An 18,846-nucleotide genomic window follows, 5' to 3' on the forward strand; every position below is an offset into this window, starting at 1 on the left:
GTCATCACCGGCAATGGTGTCGATGGTGATGGCAGCTTCAGGAGCGTCGGTATCAACGTCGTATGGACGTTCTGCATTGGCGGAAGCGGGGTTGCCTGCTTCGTCCTCAGTCGTAACCTTGGCGTCAACTTTAGCGTGACCCAGCAGGTCCACGCCTGGAACGTTCACGTTCCACGTTTTGCCATCGGCATTAACCGTTGTAGTGAACTCTTTGCCACCAATAGTGATAGTGACCGTGTCACCAGCCTTGACGTCCTTACCAACCGTACCGGAGATGGTTACGTCTGATTCGGACTCAGCCTTGTTAATGACGTCATCTTCAGCGATGACATTAATAGTGATCTCGGCTGCAGGAGGTGTGACGTCGACGTCGTATGGCTTCTCGTCAGTCGCGGTCGTGGTGTTACCAGCGTCGTCGGTCGTGGTGACTTTGGCCTCAACCTTGTCGTTGTTGACCAGTTCGGAACCAGGAACGTCCACATTCCAGGTCTTGCCGTCTGGGTTAACAGTGGTTTCGTATTCTTTACCGCCGACAGTCACAACAACCTTGTCGCCTGGCTTGATGTCTTTACCAACGGTACCGGTAATCGTGACGTCGCCGCCCGATTCGTCCTTGTTGATAACATCATCGCCCGTGATCGGATCAATCTTGATCTCGGCTTCGGGAGGCGTGACGTCTACGTCGTAAGGCTTCTCGTCAGTTGCGGTCGTGGTGTTGCCAGCCTCGTCAGTCGTGGTGACCTTGGCTTCAACCTTGTCGTTGTTAACCAGTTCGGAACCAGGAACATCCACGTTCCAGGTCTTGCCGTCTGGGTTAACAGTCGTTTCGTATTCTTTGCCGCCGACAGTCACAACAACCTTGTCGCCAGGTTTGACGTCTTTACCAACCGTACCAGTAATAGTTACATCACCTTCAGACTCTTCCTTATTGATGACGCCGTCTTCAGTAATGGAATCGATGGTGATTTCAGCTTCTGGAGGCAGAGTGTCGACCGTAGTTGTGTCTTCGCCGCCGTTACCTGGGGTACCAACTTCGTTGGTGTAGCTGCCGTCAGGCACTGTGATGGTAATGTCGCCTTCGTAGTTCGGTGGAGGAACCAGCGTACCCGTCCAGTTTTTTGGATCATTGTTATCGGGCGTCAGGCCTTCAATGCGACCGCCGCCAGTGACCACAATGTCTCCAACATCGAAGCCAAATGGCACTTCAGTGAAGGTGAAGGTAACCGTGCCGTCATCATTGATCTTGACCGTAACAGAGGGAGGAACCAGGGGGCCGGCTTCCTCTTCGCCTGTACCGCTGTAACCGCCCAAGCGCACGTTTTCAACAGTGGGCACGCCAGGACGTGGATATTCCAACGCCAAGGGACGGGTAGTTTCCACAATGCTGACCAGACGGGTAAAGCTGCTGCCACCGCCTTCGCCACCACCGGTCAAGACCGCAGCGGTAGGATCAAGTTGGGAAAATGGGTCATCGCCGGCTTCCAAAGCGGCCAACACAGCCGTAATGGCTGGATCGTCGGGATTGGCCAAGGCGGCTGCAACAGGGTCTACATCCGTTTCTGCAATATCGCCGCTCACCAGGAAGGAGCGGTTGTCAGAAATAGTCATGGGTGGGCTGCCCGGAATTTCTAGTTCAACGGTCGCGCCGGTCTCGGTAATGATTTCAGCATTGACAGGGACGCGCATCCCTTCTTTAACAGCTACTTTGGAGCCATCGCTGGTACGAATCCATGCCGTACCTTCAACTCGTGTCACTAAAACTGTATCCAGTGCCATGACTGTCTGATTCCTAAAAAAAGACTGCCGCAACGCAGCAGTCAGAAATGGACTTTCTTTGTTTAGAGAATAGCGAGTTGGGTCGCTACTCGGTATTGGCGTCGCCGCCAGTTCGCTGTTTTATTTATAGTTATTGACTGAACTTAACAATGCGAACAAGACGGCAAGCAGCTTGTTAGGCTATGCCGTGTACTTTTAGCGCCAACATCAAACGATCTGTTACATTTAGTTTTTCGAAAACAGCCTGAAGGTGGGCACGAACCGTCCTTTCAGTGATACCCAAATCATCTGCAATCAATTGATTGGAATGGCCCAGAGAGGCACGTTGCGCAACCTCGATTTCCCGACTGGTCAGCGAACTTTCCCAGCCCGACTTGGGTTCCAGACGGCGGGTCACGTCACTGAGCAAACGGCTCAACAGCGACTCGCCCACCCAGACCTGACCGCTTGCAACATGATCCAAAGCCTGAATCAGTAAAGGCGACGAGCTGTAAGCGTGAATATAGCCACGAGCGCCCTGAGCCAGAACGGCCTGACCTTCGGTATCCGAAGGACGGGGGCTGGCGACAATAATTTTCATGCCCTGCACCGCCTGAGCCCATTGTGGATGGTTCCACAATGCCAAGGCGCTATCGACCACCACCAGATCTCGATGCTGTTGTTTCCAACGCAACAAATCGTCCATCCCGTGTCCTCTGGCAGGCAGCCAGGTGACGGAATCCAGATGACGCCAATGCTGCCACAACGCCTCATCGGCCGTCAGAAATAAAACCGAATTTACTTGTCGCATACCGCTTTTCCCTTACTGGTAACACGAGCTATAAGCCATCAGCTCTTGGTCTGACTCGGGTGTTACACCTCTATCGTCAGCGCTACTCCCCCAACGGACCAATCGGCCTTAACGCTCCCTGAATGCGTTGGATCTGGCCCTGAGAATAGGTTTGAGTAAGTACTGCATAACGGTCCGCTTACCCGTCAGAATGTGCACTTCGGCCACCATGCCAGGCAGGATCGGACGGTTATCGTCACCGACATACACCGTGTCAGTACGTACTTTAGCTATATAAAATGAATTGCCTTTTTCATCGGTAATGGTGTCAGCACTGGTCTGCTCCAGCACGCCGGGCAGCCCGCCGTAAATGGCAAAGTCATAGGCAGTGAACTTCACTTCGGCACTTTGACCAGCGTGCAAAAACCCGATATCGCGTGGGTTGATGCGCACTTCCAGCAACAAGGTGTCATCGGTAGGCACGATCTCCAGGATGTCCTTGCCAGGTTGAACCACTCCACCTACGGTATTGGCCGACAAGGTTTTGATGGTGCCACGCACGGGCGAACGCACTTCAGCCAGTCGTACCCGATCGGCCAAGGCACGTTGGCCCTGTTCCAAAGAAGCCAGCTTGGCGCGTGTTTCCGCCAGCTCGGTACGAGCCTGATTGCGGAACGTAATTTCCACCTCACCGATCCGGTTTTGAGCTTCCTGAATCGAAGCCTGAATACGACTGATCTGAGCCGTGGCCGCTTTTTGCTCACCACAGTAACGAGCCACATCGCGCTGCAGGCGCAGCAAATCCACCTCGGACACCGCTCCGCTTTTGAGCAAAGGACGGGTCATTTGCAACTCTTGCGAGGTCAAACCGCAACTGGACGCCGCCTGATCACGATTAGCTTGTGTTTCGCGCAATTCCTGCTGGCGCTGATTCAACTGTTCCTGAGCCACGGAAATATTGGAACGCAGCTCCTCAGTGCGAGCCAGCCAGACGCGGCGCTCCCCTTCGGCCAGATCCGGGGCCTTTTCCAGAACTTCGGCAGGCATGTCCAGGGGCTGGTCGGCGGCAATGGCTTCCAAACGAGCCGCCTTGGCCTTCAAGGACAAGGATTCTGCTTCGTTCTCCCCCAACGAGGAGGAGGCGCGCGTGGGGTCAATACGCAACAGCACCTCACCGGCTTCCACAGACTGGCCGGGGCGCACCAGAATTTCTTCTACTACCCCGCCATCCAGACTCTGCACGACCTGAACCTGGCGAGACGGGACCACTTTACCCTCACCACGTACCACTTCATCAATACTGGCCAGACTTGCCCAGACGATCAGCAAGCAGATGGCCAGCAAAGTCAGCCAGATCAGCAGCGTGGAACCTCTGACGTCCTGGTATCGGGCGGTCCATGATGCATTTTTGAGCATATTGCTGCCCGGCGGCGGCGAAGTGGTATCTTGAAGCTGCGCACGCACCCAATTGATCAGGTTCTGTATCTTCATGCTGCACTCCGGGCCTTGCCAATCTGCCCGCTACGCAAAGCGGCAATAACCTGATCTTTAGGGCCATCCGCCACAATGCGCCCCATATCCATCACGATCAGTCGATCGACCAATTCCAGCAACGCTGTGCGGTGTGTCACCAGCACTACAGTCTTGCCTTCACATTCCTTCTGCAAGCTGCGACGCAGGGCAGACTCGCTCTGGTTATCCATATTGCTGCTGGGCTCATCGAGCAGCAATATGGACGGGTTGCCGATCAAGGCACGGGCCACGGCAATGGCCTGACGCTGGCCCCCAGACAGGGAATCACCCCGCTCGCCAATCATCATGTCGTATCCATCGGGATGGAGTCGGGCGAAATCATCTACCCCTGCCTGGCGGGCGGCCGCCAGCATCTGATCATCGGTCGCGTAAGGAGTACCCATCATCAGATTGTGTTTGAGGCTGCCGTAAAACAGCATGGGGTCCTGCGAGACATAACCCATGGAGCGACGTACGTCTGCCGGGTCGATCTGCTGGCTATCGATACCATCCAGCACCACAGTCCCGCCCGTAGGCTTGTACAAGCCCAGAATCAGCTTGGACAAGGTGGTTTTACCGGAGCCGATGCGACCAATAATGCCGACCTTCTCGCCCGCCTTCAAAGAGAAGCTGACTTTATCAAGCACGTTCTGGCTTGCACCCGGATACGCAAAACTGACGCTACGAAACTCGATGGAACCTTCCAGGTAAGGCCGCGGCACAAAATGTCTATCTTCCGGATGCTCGATGGGCATCGTCATGTAGGTATCCACCGACCCCAATGACGTTCGGGCATTCTGGTATTGCATCATCAGGCCGGCGACCTGCCCCAAGGGCGCAAGGCAGCGTCCCGCAATCATGGACGCAGCAATGATGCCCCCCATGGACAATTTCGTCTCCTGAACCAGATACACACCAATAATGACCACGCTGATAGTGACCATTTGCTGCAGCATCTGTACCGTGTTGACGGTCAAGGTCGAGGTCATCTTGATGCGTGCACCCTGTCGCGCCAGATACTCGGTGGACTGTTCCCAATCGCGCTGGGCATTGCTTTGCGCGTTCAGAACCTTCAGAGTTTCCATACCGGCCAGGGATTCGATGAGGCCGGCGTTACGCTGGGCAGCTGCCTGAAAGGTTTGCTTGGTCAGACGTTCCATACGCGCCTGAGCAAACCAGGAGATGCCCAAGATGACCACAATGGCCACCACGGGCGGGATCAGCATCCAAGGCGAAATCCAGGCCAGCACCGCCAAAAACAGCAGCACAAACGGCAAGTCGACCAGCGTGGTCAGACTGGCCGAAGCGATAAAGTCGCGCACTGATTCAAAAGAGCGCAGATTGGCCGCGAAAGAGCCTACCGACGGCGGCCGGTTTTCCATCCGCAAGTCCAGCACCCGCTCCATAATCCGCGCGGACAGCTGGATGTCCACCCGTTTACTCGCGACATCGACCACGTAGGCACGCACTGTACTGAGCACCATGTTCATGATCAGCACCAGTCCGATCCCGATCGACAGCACCCACAAGGTTTCAAGCGCCTTGTTGGGAACCACCCGGTCGTACACGTTCATGGTGTAGAGCGGAAGGGCCAAGGCAAACAGATTGATCAACAAGGCAGCGCCAAGCGCATCGCGATACAGTCGCCAGTTCTGCACCACGGCGGTCCAGAACCAGTGCTTGCCCTTCATAGGGGCTACACCATCCTTGGCACGCGCCTCAACCCGGAAATCGGGTTTGACAACGACCAACAGCCCGGAATACTGCGCTTGCAGATCATCCAGGCTGATTTCGCTGGGGCTCCCGCTTTCGGGGAAATGCACGTGCGCACGGCCTTCTTCCAGCCCCAGCAAGACACATGCCCGGTTGTTCTTCAACAACAAAATGACCGGGAACAAGCTGGCGTCCAGCTCGGTAAATACCCGGCGCCAGATCCGCGCCGTGCAATGACCGCGTGCCGCCGCCCGATTCAACAGTGCAGGCGTCAAGCGCCCCCGCTGCAAAGGCAAGCCCGCAGACAAGTGCTGGGGCGTGCAGGGATTACCGTGTATACGGGTAATCTCCGCCAGGCAGGTTAGAAGAGGATCATCATGAGTCAGATGAGGCGGGACACTGAATTCCCCGCTTGTTGGTGCCGTGCTATCAGATGAGTGGTTCATCGTCATTAATCAAATCCAACGAATCCCGCAGGCGCTGGCGGGTCAGTTTGCGCTCATTCAACTTGGCCAAAGCCTGGGGAGGCAGATCAGTCATGCGAAGCACACCGTTTGCAACCAGTGCGTCAATCAAATCTTCCAGTACCCGGATAAAACTCGCATCCGAGGCCGAAAGCTCTTGTTTGTAATCGTCTTCGTTCTGACTCATCCATGCCTCCTTTTTCTATCTAGTACGCCATCAGGCAGATATTAAAGTCCGGCTGCCTTCTCGCGCAGGACAGGCGGGGCCATGCCGTCGCGATAATCAACAGAGACTGGCGTCAGGTTAGACGTATCTGGAACCGGTGTCATACATGCCTTGAACGCTTCTTCAGGAAAATCGAGCTTGGCCGCTTCTTCAGGTTGTTCCGAGTAGGGCTGGGACAGGCCTACGGACGACACCAGGCGGTGCGACAAAGTCAACCAACGGTATTCAGCTTGCTGGAGATCGTAAGTGGCATTGGCCAGCGCGCGACGGGCATCAAACAGCTCGTTTTCCGTATCCAGCAAGTCCAGCAAAGAGCGTTGACCAATCTGGAACTGCTGCATATAGGCAACTCGCACCTTGGAGGTCGCCAGTTCGTGCTGCTTCAGGAAAGGCAACTGGGCACGCAGACGCTCGATATTGTTCCAAGCCACTGCCAGATCCTGCTGTACGTTGCGGCAGGTGTAGTCGCGCACATCGCGGGCAGCATACTGTTGAGCCGTGGTTTGACGGATGCGGGCGGCATCAGCACCACCTCGGAACAGGTTGTACGACAGCATCAACTGCACATTGCTGCTTTGTGAATCACGGTAGGCAGATGCACCTGGGGGGTCAGTCTTGTCTTTACCAGTGGCAGCGCGCAACTCCAGCGTTGGCGACAGACGACCTTGGGCTACATGCTTGCCCGACTCGGCGGCCTGGTACAAAGCTTGTTTAGCCAGAATTACCGGGCTGGTACGCAAAGAAGGCAGGAAGTCCACGGTCTTGGCAGGGATGGACTCGCTCAGGCTGGGTGCGGCCTGCAATACTTCCGGCGCAGGCACGCCCACAATACGGCGGTAACGCTGCAACACGTCATTCAGATTGCCCGCTTCGGTCATCATATTGCTTTGGGCCAGGGCTTGGCGACCATAGGCCTGTTCCAGATCCACACCACGGCCTACGCCCGATTCGGAACGCTCCTGAATCTGGCTCAGAATGTTCAGGTGCATGCCATAGTTTTCACGGGCAAGCTTTTCCATTTCGCGGTAACGCAACACATCAATGTGCGCATTGGCCGCTTCCAGGGCCAGCGAATCTACCGACGCCAGCAACTCATAGTAAGTAGCCAGTTTTTCGTAGCCCAATTGACGCACTTGATTGATCGAGGAGAAACCATCAAAGATCAATTGACGCAATTGCAGGCTGTAGCCATTACGGGTCCAGTTGACCGATGGCGCACTCGATGTACCACCCCGCCATTCTTTACCGACCCAGCCCTGAGCATTGATTTCGGGCATCAAGGCACCCCGGCCCACATTCTGGCCTTCCAGCGCCGACTGGAAATCCTGAAAGCGAGCGCCAAGTTCAGGGTTGGACATAATTGCCCGCTCAATACTGTCCTTGAAGCTCAAGCTGTTTTCCTGCTGGGCAAGCGCTGGCTGCGCCAGTAGTAACGCTGTCAGCAGCGAACTTACCGTTAGAGTTTTCTTACCACGCACGTCGGCCTCCGTAAGATCCTGAGCCGCGTCCGCAACAGACGTCCTCGCGTCAGCGTTGCAACGCATGGCCGGATCATATTTAAGTACAAAAATGAAAGAAGAGTGGGATCGGTGTGCCACTTAAGATAAGCGAAAGGAACACCACCCGAGGGCCCAACACCTATGTATTGCACATAGGATTTACATCTAAGGCTGGCAAACCTGACGCCAGCCGCAGCAGTATGTTCATAATGGACCGGGGCAAGACAAGGCGGAGCTACAGGCTTCTGACCTGTATTCTTGGAGCATAACCTTGTGTCTATTTGTGACTTTTCGTGTAGAGAAAGGTGAAACTCTCTACGTCGATCACAGGACAAATTGTATCTTAGATTACAAAGCTCTTCGTCGATCACAATGTTAAAAATGATAAATAGCCTGTGACAAAATCAGCAATAACGCCATGAAATTAAACGACTCCAAGATATTAGGCGCTTAACGACAAACCATTGTGTCATAAGTCACGCTCAGCACCGTTGGTAATAAATCTACAAAAAACTTTCACCTTAATAAGCATTTGGGTTACATCGTCTGCCGATCTAAATCTCATCTGTCGGTAAAAGGAATTTACGGGGCCAACATATAACTTTCTTTATTGTCGACAATAACTCACTTGTAACCGTTTCCCATTGCAGTTTGGTTTCTTTTTACTTCCTTGTACAAGGAATTGAAAAAAATACTTGTAATCAAAAACTTATAGCAATCGCGCGTTCCCCCCTGTGCCAGGCCCCTTTGGTCGCTTCTTAGAACCATCGCTTACCAGTTGTCCACTCCCTGGCGCTTGTCCCACCTCTGCCTGCCCGATACCATCGGAAGATACGTATTCAGTGAGCAACACTCAACTTGGAGGCCGCACATGTATCAACACCTGGCCCTGTATATCAATGGTCAATTTCTGGATGGACAAGGTCGCCAGACCCAGGCCGTCATCAACCCGGCCAACGGCAGCACGCTAGGCCAACTGCCGCTGGCGTCACAGGCCGATCTGGATGCCGCACTGAGCGCCGCCCAAGCCGCATTCAAAAGCTGGCGTCACAGTTCCCCGATGGACCGCAGTGCCATCTTGCGCAAGGTGGCGGAACTGTCCCGTGAACGCGCGCAGGAGATTGGCCGCAATTTGACGCTGGATCAAGGCAAGCCTTTGGCCGAGGCCGTCGGCGAGATCATGTCCTGCGCCGACCATGCGGATTGGCACGCCGAAGAGTGCCGCCGGATTTATGGTCGCGTCATCCCTGCCCGCAATCCAAAAGTGCAGCAACTGGTGCTGCGCGAGCCTATCGGTGTCTGCGCTGCGTTCACACCCTGGAACTTCCCCTATAACCAGGCCATTCGGAAAATCTGCGCCGCCATCGGAGCGGGCTGCACCATTATTCTGAAAGGCCCGGAGGACTCCCCCAGCGCAGTCATGGCCATTGCCCAGGCCTTTCACGATGCGGGCTTGCCACCGGGCGTATTGAATATTGTCTGGGGCATTCCACAAGAGGTCTCGGATTATCTGATCCGCTCCCCCATCGTGCGTAAAGTCTCGTTTACCGGCTCAGTCCCCGTTGGCAAGCAGTTGGCAGCGCTGGCCGGCGCTCATATGAAACGCATCACCATGGAACTGGGAGGGCACTCGCCCGTTCTGGTCCTGCCCGATGCCGATGTCGCCCGCGCTGCTCGTCAGCTCGCCCGGTTCAAAATACGCAATGCCGGGCAGGTGTGCATTTCACCCACACGCTTTTATATTCACGACGACATCTATACCCAGTTCGTGGACCGCTTTACCGAAGAATTGGCGAATGTGAAGGTGGGAGACGGCCTGGACCCGGATACACAGATGGGCCCCTTGGCCCACGAACGCCGTATTCCCATGATGCAAAAGTTTGTCGACAACGCCCGTTCGCTGGGCGGCAAAGTCGTGCTGGGAGGCGAGCAGATCAAACGCGACGGTTTCTTTTTCTCGCCTACGGTACTGACCGACTTACCTGACGATGCACTGGTCATGACCGAAGAGCCCTTCGGCCCCATCGCCCCCCTGACCCGCTATCATGATCTGGACGATGCCATCGCCCGCGCCAACAGCCTGCCTTACGGTTTATCGGCCTACGCCTTTACGCAATCCTTACAGGCTGCGCATCGCTTGGGCACAGAACTGGAATCGGGTATGGTCAACATCAATCACTTCGGCAGCTCTTTGCCCGAAACTCCCTTCGGAGGAGTCAAAGACAGTGGCATTGGCAGTGAAGGCGGGACTGAAACCTTTGACGGATACTTAGTCACCAAATTTGTGACACAGATCTAAGAATGGCTCCTGGCCCCGCTTTACGGGGCTAGGGTGAACCCCTACTGTACTAATTGTGTATTCCCGTTAAATTATTCAAACACTCGTTTGAAATTAGGAAATGACGGTGAAACGCTCTGATCGGACACAGTCCGCCATTCTCGACGCAGCCGAGCATCTTTTCGCGCTGTATGGCCACGAAAACACCTCCATGCGCCAGATTACAGCGCAGGCCAAGGTGAACCTGTCGGCTGTCAATTATCACTTCGGCAGTAAAGACGGACTGACACAGGCTGTATTTCAACGCCGCCTGAACAGCATCAATCAAGAGCGGCTGGAAAAGCTGGCTTTTTATCGCCAGCAAGCCGGTGATGGACCGTTGAAAGCATCTCAGGTGGTCGATGCCTTTTTTGGCCCGCTGATACGTCTAGCCGGTTCAGGCAAGGGCGCTCCACGCTCGTTCATTCCTTTGCCCGGACAGGATCGTCCAGCGCCACAAGACTTCATTCAGTCCATCTGCTGGGACGAACAAGTCGCCATCTTTCTTCCTTTCAAGCAGGCTTTGCACGAGGCGCTGCCCACCGTACCGGAAGAAGAAATCATCTGGCGATTCCATTTCATGCTGGGCGCTACTTCGTATGCCCTGATGGGCACCCAATCATTGCGTCGGGCCTTGCAATTGCCCCTTAACGACTCTCCTGAAAGTGAGCAGCAATTGCAACAGCGTCTGATGAGTTTTCTGCTGGGCGGATTACGGGCCCCTTTGCCGGCCAGCAGCTGATCTGCGAGGTCCTGGCAGTCGGGCTGCACCGAGGCGAACCGTACTGTTAGGGAACGACAAGCCTCAGGTAAGCATGAAGGTGTTTTTGCCGCTGAGCCGTCCCGAGGGACAAAACGCCCCCCAAGGGGGCAACAAGCCAGCGGCGCAGCATGGGGGTAATTTTCCTACCGCCAAGCCGTCCCACGGTACAAAGCGCCCCCTCAGGGGGCAGCACGCTGAAGGGGCTGCATGGGGGCATTCTTTTTCTTTTTGAGCTAGTCCGGAGTTGCTATGTTTCTGACCTTGCTATTGATACTGCTGGTGCTTGGCTGCGTCTACGTTCTCAAAAACCGGAATCTACGCACTAAGTGGCTCAGTCGCCCAATTTACCGTGCCTTTTCCAGTGTTTTGCCCGCCATGTCCCAAACTGAGCGCGATGCGCTGGAGGCAGGGACAGTCTGGTGGGAAAGTGAGCTGTTTCGTGGAAAACCCAACTGGAATACCTTGAGCGCTTACCCCGCCTATCGGCTCACCGAGGAAGAGCGTCAGTTTCTGGACAATGAAGTCAATGTGGCCTGCGCCATGATTGATGACTGGCAAGTCAGCCAGGAAGACTTCGACATGCCCGTCGAAGTCTGGAACTACCTGAAAGAAAACCGCTTTTTCAGTCTAATTATTCCCAAGGAATACGGTGGTCGCGGTTTCTCGGCACAGGCGCACTCGGCCGTGGTGGCCAAGCTCTCGACACGCAACTCGGCCCTGTCCGTGTCGGTCATGGTGCCCAACTCACTAGGCCCGGCCGAGCTGCTACTGCATTACGGCACCGATGAGCAAAAGCAACACTATCTGCCCCGTCTGGCTGATGGCCGTGACATCCCCGCTTTCGCCCTGACCAGCCCATGGGCCGGTTCCGATGCGGCGGCCATTCCCGATGTAGGGATTGTCTGCAAAGGCGAATGGGAAGGTCAGGAAGTACTGGGCATGCGCGTCACCTGGGACAAGCGCTACATCACTCTGGCCCCGGTATGCACCTTGCTGGGACTGGCCTTTCGCCTCTATGACCCGGACGGCTTGCTCGGGGGAGAGAAAGACATTGGCATCACCTGCGCCCTGGTCCCCAGCGATCACCCAGGGGTAGAGACCGGTCGTCGTCACTTCCCTTTGAACGCCATGTTCATGAATGGCCCGACCCGCGGTAACGATGTCTTCATGCCACTGGAATTCATTATTGGTGGCCCTGCCATGGCCGGGCAAGGCTGGCGCATGCTGATGGAGTGTCTGGCGGCAGGGCGCTCCATCTCCTTGCCCTCCTCGTTTACCGGCATGGCCAAGTTAACCAGCCGCGCGGTAGGCGGGTATTCCGCCGTACGCACCCAGTTTCGCAGCGCCATCAGCAAGTTTGAAGGTGTGGAAGAAGCGCTGGCTCGCATTGCTGGCCACACCTATGCCATGGATGCCGCCCGCACCATGACAGCCGCGGCGGTGGACCTGGGCGAAAAGCCATCCGTCGTCTCAGCCATCGTCAAATACCATGTGACCGAGCGGGGCCGCATGGTGGTTAACGACGGGATGGATGTGATCGGCGGCAAAGGCATTTGCCTGGGCCCCTCCAATTTCCTGGGTCGCGCCTACCAACAAATACCAGTCGGCATCACGGTAGAAGGCGCCAATATTCTGACGCGCAGCCTGATTATTTTTGGTCAGGGCGCGATCCGTTGCCATCCTTTCATTCTGGAAGAAATGACTGCTGCGCTGGACCCGGATCGTGAAGCTGGACTGCGCAAGTTTGACCAAGCCTTCTGGGCTCACGTTCGTTACACTCTGGCCAACACGGGCCGTTCTTTCTGGCTAGGCCTGGGTGGCTGGCGTTTGCTAAGTGGCCCCACGGGCACAGCCAAGTCCATGCATCCCTACTACGGTCAGGCCAGCCGTTACAGCGCAGCCTTTTCCTTGTTGGCCGATGCTTCCATGCTGGTGCTGGGCGGCTCTCTGAAAATGCGCGAGCGCCTCTCCTCTCGTCTGGGAGATGCACTGTCCGAACTCTATATGCTCAGCGCGGTCCTCAAGCGTTACCAGGACGAAGGCCGTCAACAAGAAGATGCGCCTTTAGCTCACTGGGCGGCCCAGGATGCCTTGATGCGCACACAGCATGCCCTGGACAAGGTGCTGGAAAACTTTCCGAACCGACCTTTGGCTGGCCTGCTGCGCCTGCTGGTCTTTCCGCTAGGCCTGCGCCGCCTGGGACCCAATGACAAGCTGGATCATGCCGTCGCCAAACTGTTGACCCGACCCGGCCCCACTCGTGACCGCCTGACCTACGACACCTATCTGCCCAACGATGACAAGGAGCCCGTGGGCGCTATCGAAGCGGCATTGCTGGCGGCTCTGAATACTCGCGATATTGACGCGAAAATCCGTCAGTTCGAAAAGAGCGGTCAGTTACAGGACAACCCCAAGGCCAACGTACGTGATATAGCCGAAGCGGTCTTCCAGGCAGGCGGAATCAGCGCTCAAGAGTTCGAGCAAATTCAGGCGCGCGATGTCCTGCGCGACCGAGTGATCGCCGTGGACGATTTCCCTTTCGATCTGCGCCGGGAACGCGCCGCCACTGAAACCACCAGTGGGAGCCAAGCATGAGTTTTCAACCGGTCTATATTATTGACGGCGCACGCAGCCCGTTTCTGAAAGCGCGTAACGCGCCCGGCCCGTTCTCAGCGGGAGACCTGGCGGTACAAACCGGCCGCGAGCTTTTGCTGCGCCAACCCTTTGAGGCGTCGCAGCTCAGCGAAGTCATTCTGGGTTGCGCGGCTCCCTCGCCCGATGAAACCAATATTGGCCGGGTGCTGGGTCTGCGTCTGGGCACCGGCCATAAAGTGCCGGGCTGGACAGTGATGCGCAACTGCGCTTCGGGCATGCAAGCGCTCGATTCAGGTGTGCAGGCCATCCAAACCGGTCGTTCGCAACTGGTACTGGCCGGCGGCGTAGATGCCCTGTCTCACGCCCCCATCCTGTTCAGCGACGATATGGTTCGCTGGCTGGCAGGCTGGGGCAAAGCTCGCAGCATGGGCGCACGTCTGAAAGCACTGGGCAGCCTGCGGCTGTCTTACCTGAAACCCGTCATCGGATTGCTCAAGGGGCTGACAGACCCCGTAGTCGGCTTATCCATGGGGCAGACCGCAGAAATTCTGGCCCATCAATTTGGCATCAGCCGTCAGGACATGGACGAATTTGCCGCTCGCAGCCATCGTCTGGCTCTGCGTGCGCAACACGAACGCGCGTTTGAAGAGATCGTGCCGCTCAGCGATACGCGCGGCAACAGCTACCCGAACGATGATGGCGTACGTGCGGACTCCACACCTGACAAGCTGGCCAAGCTGCGTCCGGTCTTTGACCCGCCCTGGGGCAACATCACAGCGGGCAACAGCTCACAGGTCACCGATGGCGCTGCGTTGTTGATTCTGGCCAGCGAGACAGCCGTCAAAGAGCACCAGCTCAAACCGATAGGCCGAATTGTGGATGCCCAGTGGGCGGGACTGGACCCGGCCACCATGGGTTTGGGGCCGGTATTTGCGGCCACACCGATTCTGGAACGCAATCGTTTGGCCTTGAATGGCCCGGACTTGTGGGAAATCAACGAAGCCTTTGCGGCGCAAGTGCTGGCATGTCGCGCTGCATGGGACGATCAGCAATGGTGCCAGACGCATCTGGGACGTGATGCCCTGGGCTTGCTGGACATGGACAAGCTCAACGTGGACGGTGGCGCAATTGCGATCGGCCACCCGGTGGGCGCCTCTGGCGCCCGAATCGTACTGCATTGCCTGCATGCCCTGCGTCGTCGCAACTTGCGTCTGGGCATGGCCGCCATTTGTATTGGCGGTGGCCAGGGCGGCGCCATGTTGATCGAATCGCTGCAAGGAACTGAATCATGATGCCTGTCGCTACCTTGGATTTGCAAAACTTCACCCTGCATACGGACGATCAGCACATTGCCTGGCTGAAAATCGACTGTGTGGGCAGTTCGGTCAATCGACTCTCTGCACTCGTGTTGCAAGAACTGAATCAGGCCCTGGATTACCTGAGCGGCCATCCCCCAAAAGCGTTGATCATTTACTCAGGCAAAGCCGCCGGATTTATCGCGGGGGCTGATATCGACGAGTTTTCCGAACACGGCAACAATCCTGAAAAGGGTCTGGCATTGGTCACGCGCGGCTGGACGGTGTTCAACAAACTGGCCAAGCAAACCTATCCGACCCTGGCACTGGTACAAGGCCACTGCCTGGGCGGGGGACTGGAGCTGGCCCTGGCGTGTCGCTACTGCCTGGCCGTGGATCAGGACGACACGCGCCTGGCTCTGCCCGAAGTCATGCTGGGTATCTTCCCAGGCTGGGGAGGAATGTTGCGCCTGCCTGAATACATCGGCCCGGCTGCCGCCATGGACCTGATGCTCAGTGGCAAAAGCGTCGATGCGCGCAAGGCAGCCCGTCTGGGCATCGTCGATGCCTGCGTCCCGGTGCGTCTGGCCCGGCAAGCGGCCGTCAAGCAGGTTCTCAGCGGTAAAAAACCTCGTCGTGCCCAGGGCTTGCCCCGTCTGATGAACAGCAAGCTGCTACGTCCCCTGGTGGCTCGCCAGATACGCCAGCAACTGGAAAAACGTGATCCGTATCAACACTATCAAGCCCCTCGCGCCATTTTGGAAATTTGGGAGAAACACAATGGCAACGCGCTGAAAGCACCCGAGCTGATTGAACAGATCACCCGCTCTGACACCGCAGCCAACCTGCTGCGTGTCTTTCACCTGCAGGAGCGGCTAAAGAGCATCGGCAAACACGCCTCATCACAAGTGCTCAGTCATATTCATGTCGTAGGTGCGGGCGTCATGGGCGGCGATATTGCTGCAGTATGTGCTCTCAAAGGCCTGCGAGTGACCTTGCAGGATCAGGACCGAGAGCGGATCGCACAGGCTCAGGGGCGGGCCGCCAAGTTGTTCCAGCGCCGTCTGAAAGACCGCAGGCTGGTGCAGGCGGCGCTGGATCGTTTGATCCCGGACCCGAACGGTCATGGCATCGCTTCAGCGGATCTGGTGCTCGAGGCAATCTTCGAGAACGCCGACGCCAAGCGCAGCCTGTACACCACGATAGAGCCGTTGTTGAAGCCGGGGGCCATTCTGGCGACCAATACCTCCAGTTTGCCTTTGTCCGAACTCAGCCTGAATCTGATCAATCCGCAGCGGCTGGTGGGCATTCACTTCTTTAACCCGGTCTCTCGCATGCCGTTGGTTGAGGTCGTGGAAAGCGAATTGCTCGCACCTGACGTACGCAGCACCGCCTACGCCTTTGTGAACCAGATCGGCAAGTTGCCTTTGCCCGTCAAAGACAGCCCGGGGTTTTTAGTCAATGCCGTCTTGGCGCCCTACATGCTCGAGGCCATGCGCTGTGTGGACGAAGGACTGGAGCCGGCCACCGTGGACAAAGCCATGGTCCAGTTCGGCATGCCGATGGGACCACTTGAACTGGCCGACACGGTAGGTCTGGACATTGCCCGGGATGCCGGTGCGCAACTTAGCCAGCAGGCCGTCATGCCCGCCTGCCTGAAAAGCCATTTGGATCGCCAGGAGCTGGGTCGCAAAACGGGCCAGGGTTTCTATACCTGGAAAGATGGCAAAGCCCAGAAGCCACCCGCAGGAACGATACCCAGCGGTCTGGCAGATCGCCTGATCAAGCGCCTGATCGAACAGACGGAGCACCAGGTGCGCATCGGGGTGGTGCAAAACGAAGATCTGGCCGATGCAGGCGTCATTTTCGGTACAGGCTTTGCCCCCTTCCGAGGAGGGCCGCTGCATTACAAAGCAACACAAAAACAACGCAATTAGCTCGAATTGGCACAAATACCTATACGCCGATTGGCCTAGGTCATGCACCATAGAAAACAAACAGGTGTTTTAAAACTTGTCATAAGCCTCTGTCAGACGTCGCACCTATACCTTGGAGAAGAGACATGAAAAAGACGGTTGTAGCTTTGCGTACCATTCCTGCCTTGCTCATTCCTCTGGGAATGAGCGTGGGCATGGGCCAGGCCCATGCGGCTGGTTTCAACTTGCTCGAACAAAATGCGAGCGGCCTGGGCAATGCCTACGCAGGCTCGGCTGCCATTGGTGAAAATGCCAGCACGATCTACTTCAACCCGGCTGGCATGACCCTGCTGCCCGACAACAACTTCTCGGCCGGCTTGAATGTCATCAAACCCACGTTCAAATTCTCCGATAAAGGCAGTACCGATCCCCTGGCCCTGACCGGTGGCGCCAGCCGTCCGGCAACCGGCGGCTCGGGCGGCGATGCGGGTAAAGTAGCGGCAGTTCCCAATATTTATCTGTCTCACCAGCTCTCGCCCAAATGGTGGGTGGGTCTGGGTATTGGCGTACCGTTTGGTCTGACTACCGAATACGATGAAGGCTGGATTGGTCGTTATCACTCCGAAAAATTCGCCATTGAAACCGTCAACGTCAACCCTTCGGTGGCCTACAAGGTCAACGATCAATTGTCGTTCGGTGTGGGGGTGAACTGGCTGCACATTGACGCGGACTACCGCCTGGCCACGCCGGTCGGCTACCATCCTGCACTGGGCCCCCTGGATATGGACACCCGCGTCAAGATGAAGGGCGACGCATGGGGTTGGAACGCCGGCTTACTCTATCAACTGACCCCCAGCACACGTTTGGGCGTGTCCTACCGCTCCCAGATTAAGATCACGGCTGATGGTGACACCAAGCTGCGCAATCGCAATGTCCCCGCCGGCATTCCTGCACCCAATATCAACTGGGATGCCGAAGCCACCATCAAGCTGCCTGACACTGCTATTGTCAGTCTGGTACACGACCTGAACTCGCGCTGGCAATTGTTGGCCGACGTATCCTGGACCGGCTGGAGCAGCATTCCGCGCCTGACTATCGAAAACAGCGGCCCCGGCGCCCGGGATTCCGGTCTGGAACTGAAATTCAAGGACGCCTGGCGCGTCGCCCTGGGCGCCAATTACCATTACAACGAGCAATGGACCCTCAAAGGGGGGGTGGCCTGGGACCAATCGCCAGTACGTGATGAAAACTACCGCCCCACTGCGTTGCCTGACAGCGATCGTTACTGGGTGTCTCTGGGTGCGCAATACCGCCCCAGCAAAAACGCCACCTGGGATATCGGCTACACCCACTTGTTCCTGAAAAATACAGATATGAACAACAACACCGATGTCGTCAATCGCGGCCTGACTCGCGGTACCTATAAAAACAGTGGCGACATTCTGGGCGTGCAGTTCACCTACCGCTTCTAAGGATGCACCATGGCCCGCAGTCGCCGCATGGAGCTGCTCGCACGCCTGCCTCCCACCTGGCGTGCCCGCTTTTTGCAGCTGGGCTTTAACTGGCACCCCGCCTTCCGGGCGACCGGGGGGCGGGTCCATAAAGTTTCCCCAAACCTGCAGCACATCGTCGTACGCCTGCCATTGCGTCGACGCACCCGCAATATCAATGGCTCCTTATTTGGCGGTTCCCTGTTTGCCATCACGGACGGCGTACACGCCACCATGCTGCTGGCCGGCCTGCAACGCCCTGTGATCGTGTGGGACAAAAATGCAGAGATCCAGTATCGCCGTCCCGGTTATCAGACTCTGTACGCCGATTTTCAAATCCGTCCGGAAGAACTGGACGCAATACGAGGACAGCTAGACCAGTATCACGAGGCTGAAGCCACCTTCACCGTACACATCCAGGACCCGCAAGGACAGGTCTACACCACGGTGGAACGCACCATCTACATTGCCGACGCCCACTTTTACAAGCAGAAATCACAATCACGCTAAT

Annotated in this window: 13 protein-coding genes; 7 read left to right on the top strand and 6 right to left on the bottom strand. The window is 56.6% G+C overall.

The genetic code is table 11. From position 1 onward, the window contains the following. The 6 genes from VF694_RS16090 to VF694_RS16115 all read right to left on the bottom strand — a co-directional run. Positions 1-1,776, bottom strand: a 1,776-nt coding sequence (locus VF694_RS16090; RefSeq protein WP_440164905.1) for a retention module-containing protein, incomplete at its 3' end; no start/stop codon positions are given. Between the two features lie 175 nt (positions 1,777-1,951). Further along, positions 1,952-2,566: a response regulator transcription factor gene (locus VF694_RS16095; protein ID WP_003802989.1), complete on the bottom strand. Its 615-nt coding sequence runs from the start codon at positions 2,564-2,566 to the stop codon at positions 1,952-1,954. Between the two features lie 108 nt (positions 2,567-2,674). Next, a complete protein-coding gene (locus VF694_RS16100) occupies positions 2,675-3,961 on the bottom strand; it encodes an HlyD family type I secretion periplasmic adaptor subunit (RefSeq protein WP_230406343.1) in 1,287 nt (428 codons plus the stop codon). Positions 3,962-4,032: 71 nt separating this feature from the next. Continuing rightward, positions 4,033-6,222, bottom strand: coding sequence for a type I secretion system permease/ATPase (locus tag VF694_RS16105; protein ID WP_039943650.1), 2,190 nt, complete (start codon positions 6,220-6,222; stop codon positions 4,033-4,035). Beyond that, positions 6,200-6,421: a hypothetical protein gene (locus tag VF694_RS16110; RefSeq protein ID WP_003802992.1), complete on the bottom strand. Its 222-nt coding sequence runs from the start codon at positions 6,419-6,421 to the stop codon at positions 6,200-6,202. Before VF694_RS16110 ends, VF694_RS16105 begins: the two co-directional genes overlap by 23 nt. Positions 6,422-6,462: 41 nt before the next feature. Next, positions 6,463-8,004 (bottom strand): TolC family outer membrane protein, encoded by a 1,542-nt coding sequence (locus VF694_RS16115; RefSeq protein ID WP_080584989.1) that lies wholly within the window; start codon positions 8,002-8,004, stop codon positions 6,463-6,465. A gap of 826 nt (positions 8,005-8,830) precedes the next feature. On the opposite strand from VF694_RS16115, the gene VF694_RS16120 reads away from it, so the two are divergent. The 7 genes from VF694_RS16120 to VF694_RS16150 all read left to right on the top strand — a co-directional run bounded on the left by VF694_RS16120 (position 8,831) and on the right by VF694_RS16150 (position 18,845). Then, positions 8,831-10,258 (top strand): NAD-dependent succinate-semialdehyde dehydrogenase, encoded by a 1,428-nt coding sequence (locus VF694_RS16120; RefSeq protein WP_059318604.1) that lies wholly within the window; start codon positions 8,831-8,833, stop codon positions 10,256-10,258. 100 nt (positions 10,259-10,358) lie between these two features. After that, entirely contained in the window at positions 10,359-11,018 is a 660-nt protein-coding gene (locus VF694_RS16125) for a TetR/AcrR family transcriptional regulator (protein WP_162829362.1), read from the top strand. Positions 11,019-11,288: 270 nt separating this feature from the next. Continuing rightward, positions 11,289-13,634, top strand: a complete 2,346-nt coding sequence (locus tag VF694_RS16130; protein WP_003802996.1) for an acyl-CoA dehydrogenase — start codon at positions 11,289-11,291, stop codon at positions 13,632-13,634. Next, positions 13,631-14,926, top strand: coding sequence for an acetyl-CoA C-acetyltransferase (locus VF694_RS16135; RefSeq protein ID WP_440164906.1), 1,296 nt, complete (start codon positions 13,631-13,633; stop codon positions 14,924-14,926). The genes VF694_RS16130 and VF694_RS16135 overlap by 4 nt, the downstream gene beginning before the upstream one ends. Beyond that, the gene (locus VF694_RS16140; protein WP_440164907.1) at positions 14,923-16,866 is read left to right on the top strand and encodes a 3-hydroxyacyl-CoA dehydrogenase NAD-binding domain-containing protein; all 1,944 of its coding nucleotides are present in this window, start codon (positions 14,923-14,925) and stop codon (positions 16,864-16,866) included. The genes VF694_RS16135 and VF694_RS16140 overlap by 4 nt, the downstream gene beginning before the upstream one ends. 125 nt (positions 16,867-16,991) lie before the next feature. Then, a complete protein-coding gene (locus VF694_RS16145) occupies positions 16,992-18,317 on the top strand; it encodes an OmpP1/FadL family transporter (protein ID WP_003802999.1) in 1,326 nt (441 codons plus the stop codon). A 9-nt stretch (positions 18,318-18,326) separates the two neighbouring features. Next, positions 18,327-18,845 (top strand): DUF4442 domain-containing protein, encoded by a 519-nt coding sequence (locus VF694_RS16150; RefSeq protein WP_003803000.1) that lies wholly within the window; start codon positions 18,327-18,329, stop codon positions 18,843-18,845. Position 18,846: the final 1 nt, after the last annotated feature.

This window comes from Alcaligenes sp. Lyrl_28, assembly GCF_051948705.1.
Lineage (GTDB): Bacteria > Pseudomonadota > Gammaproteobacteria > Burkholderiales > Burkholderiaceae_B > Alcaligenes > Alcaligenes ammonioxydans.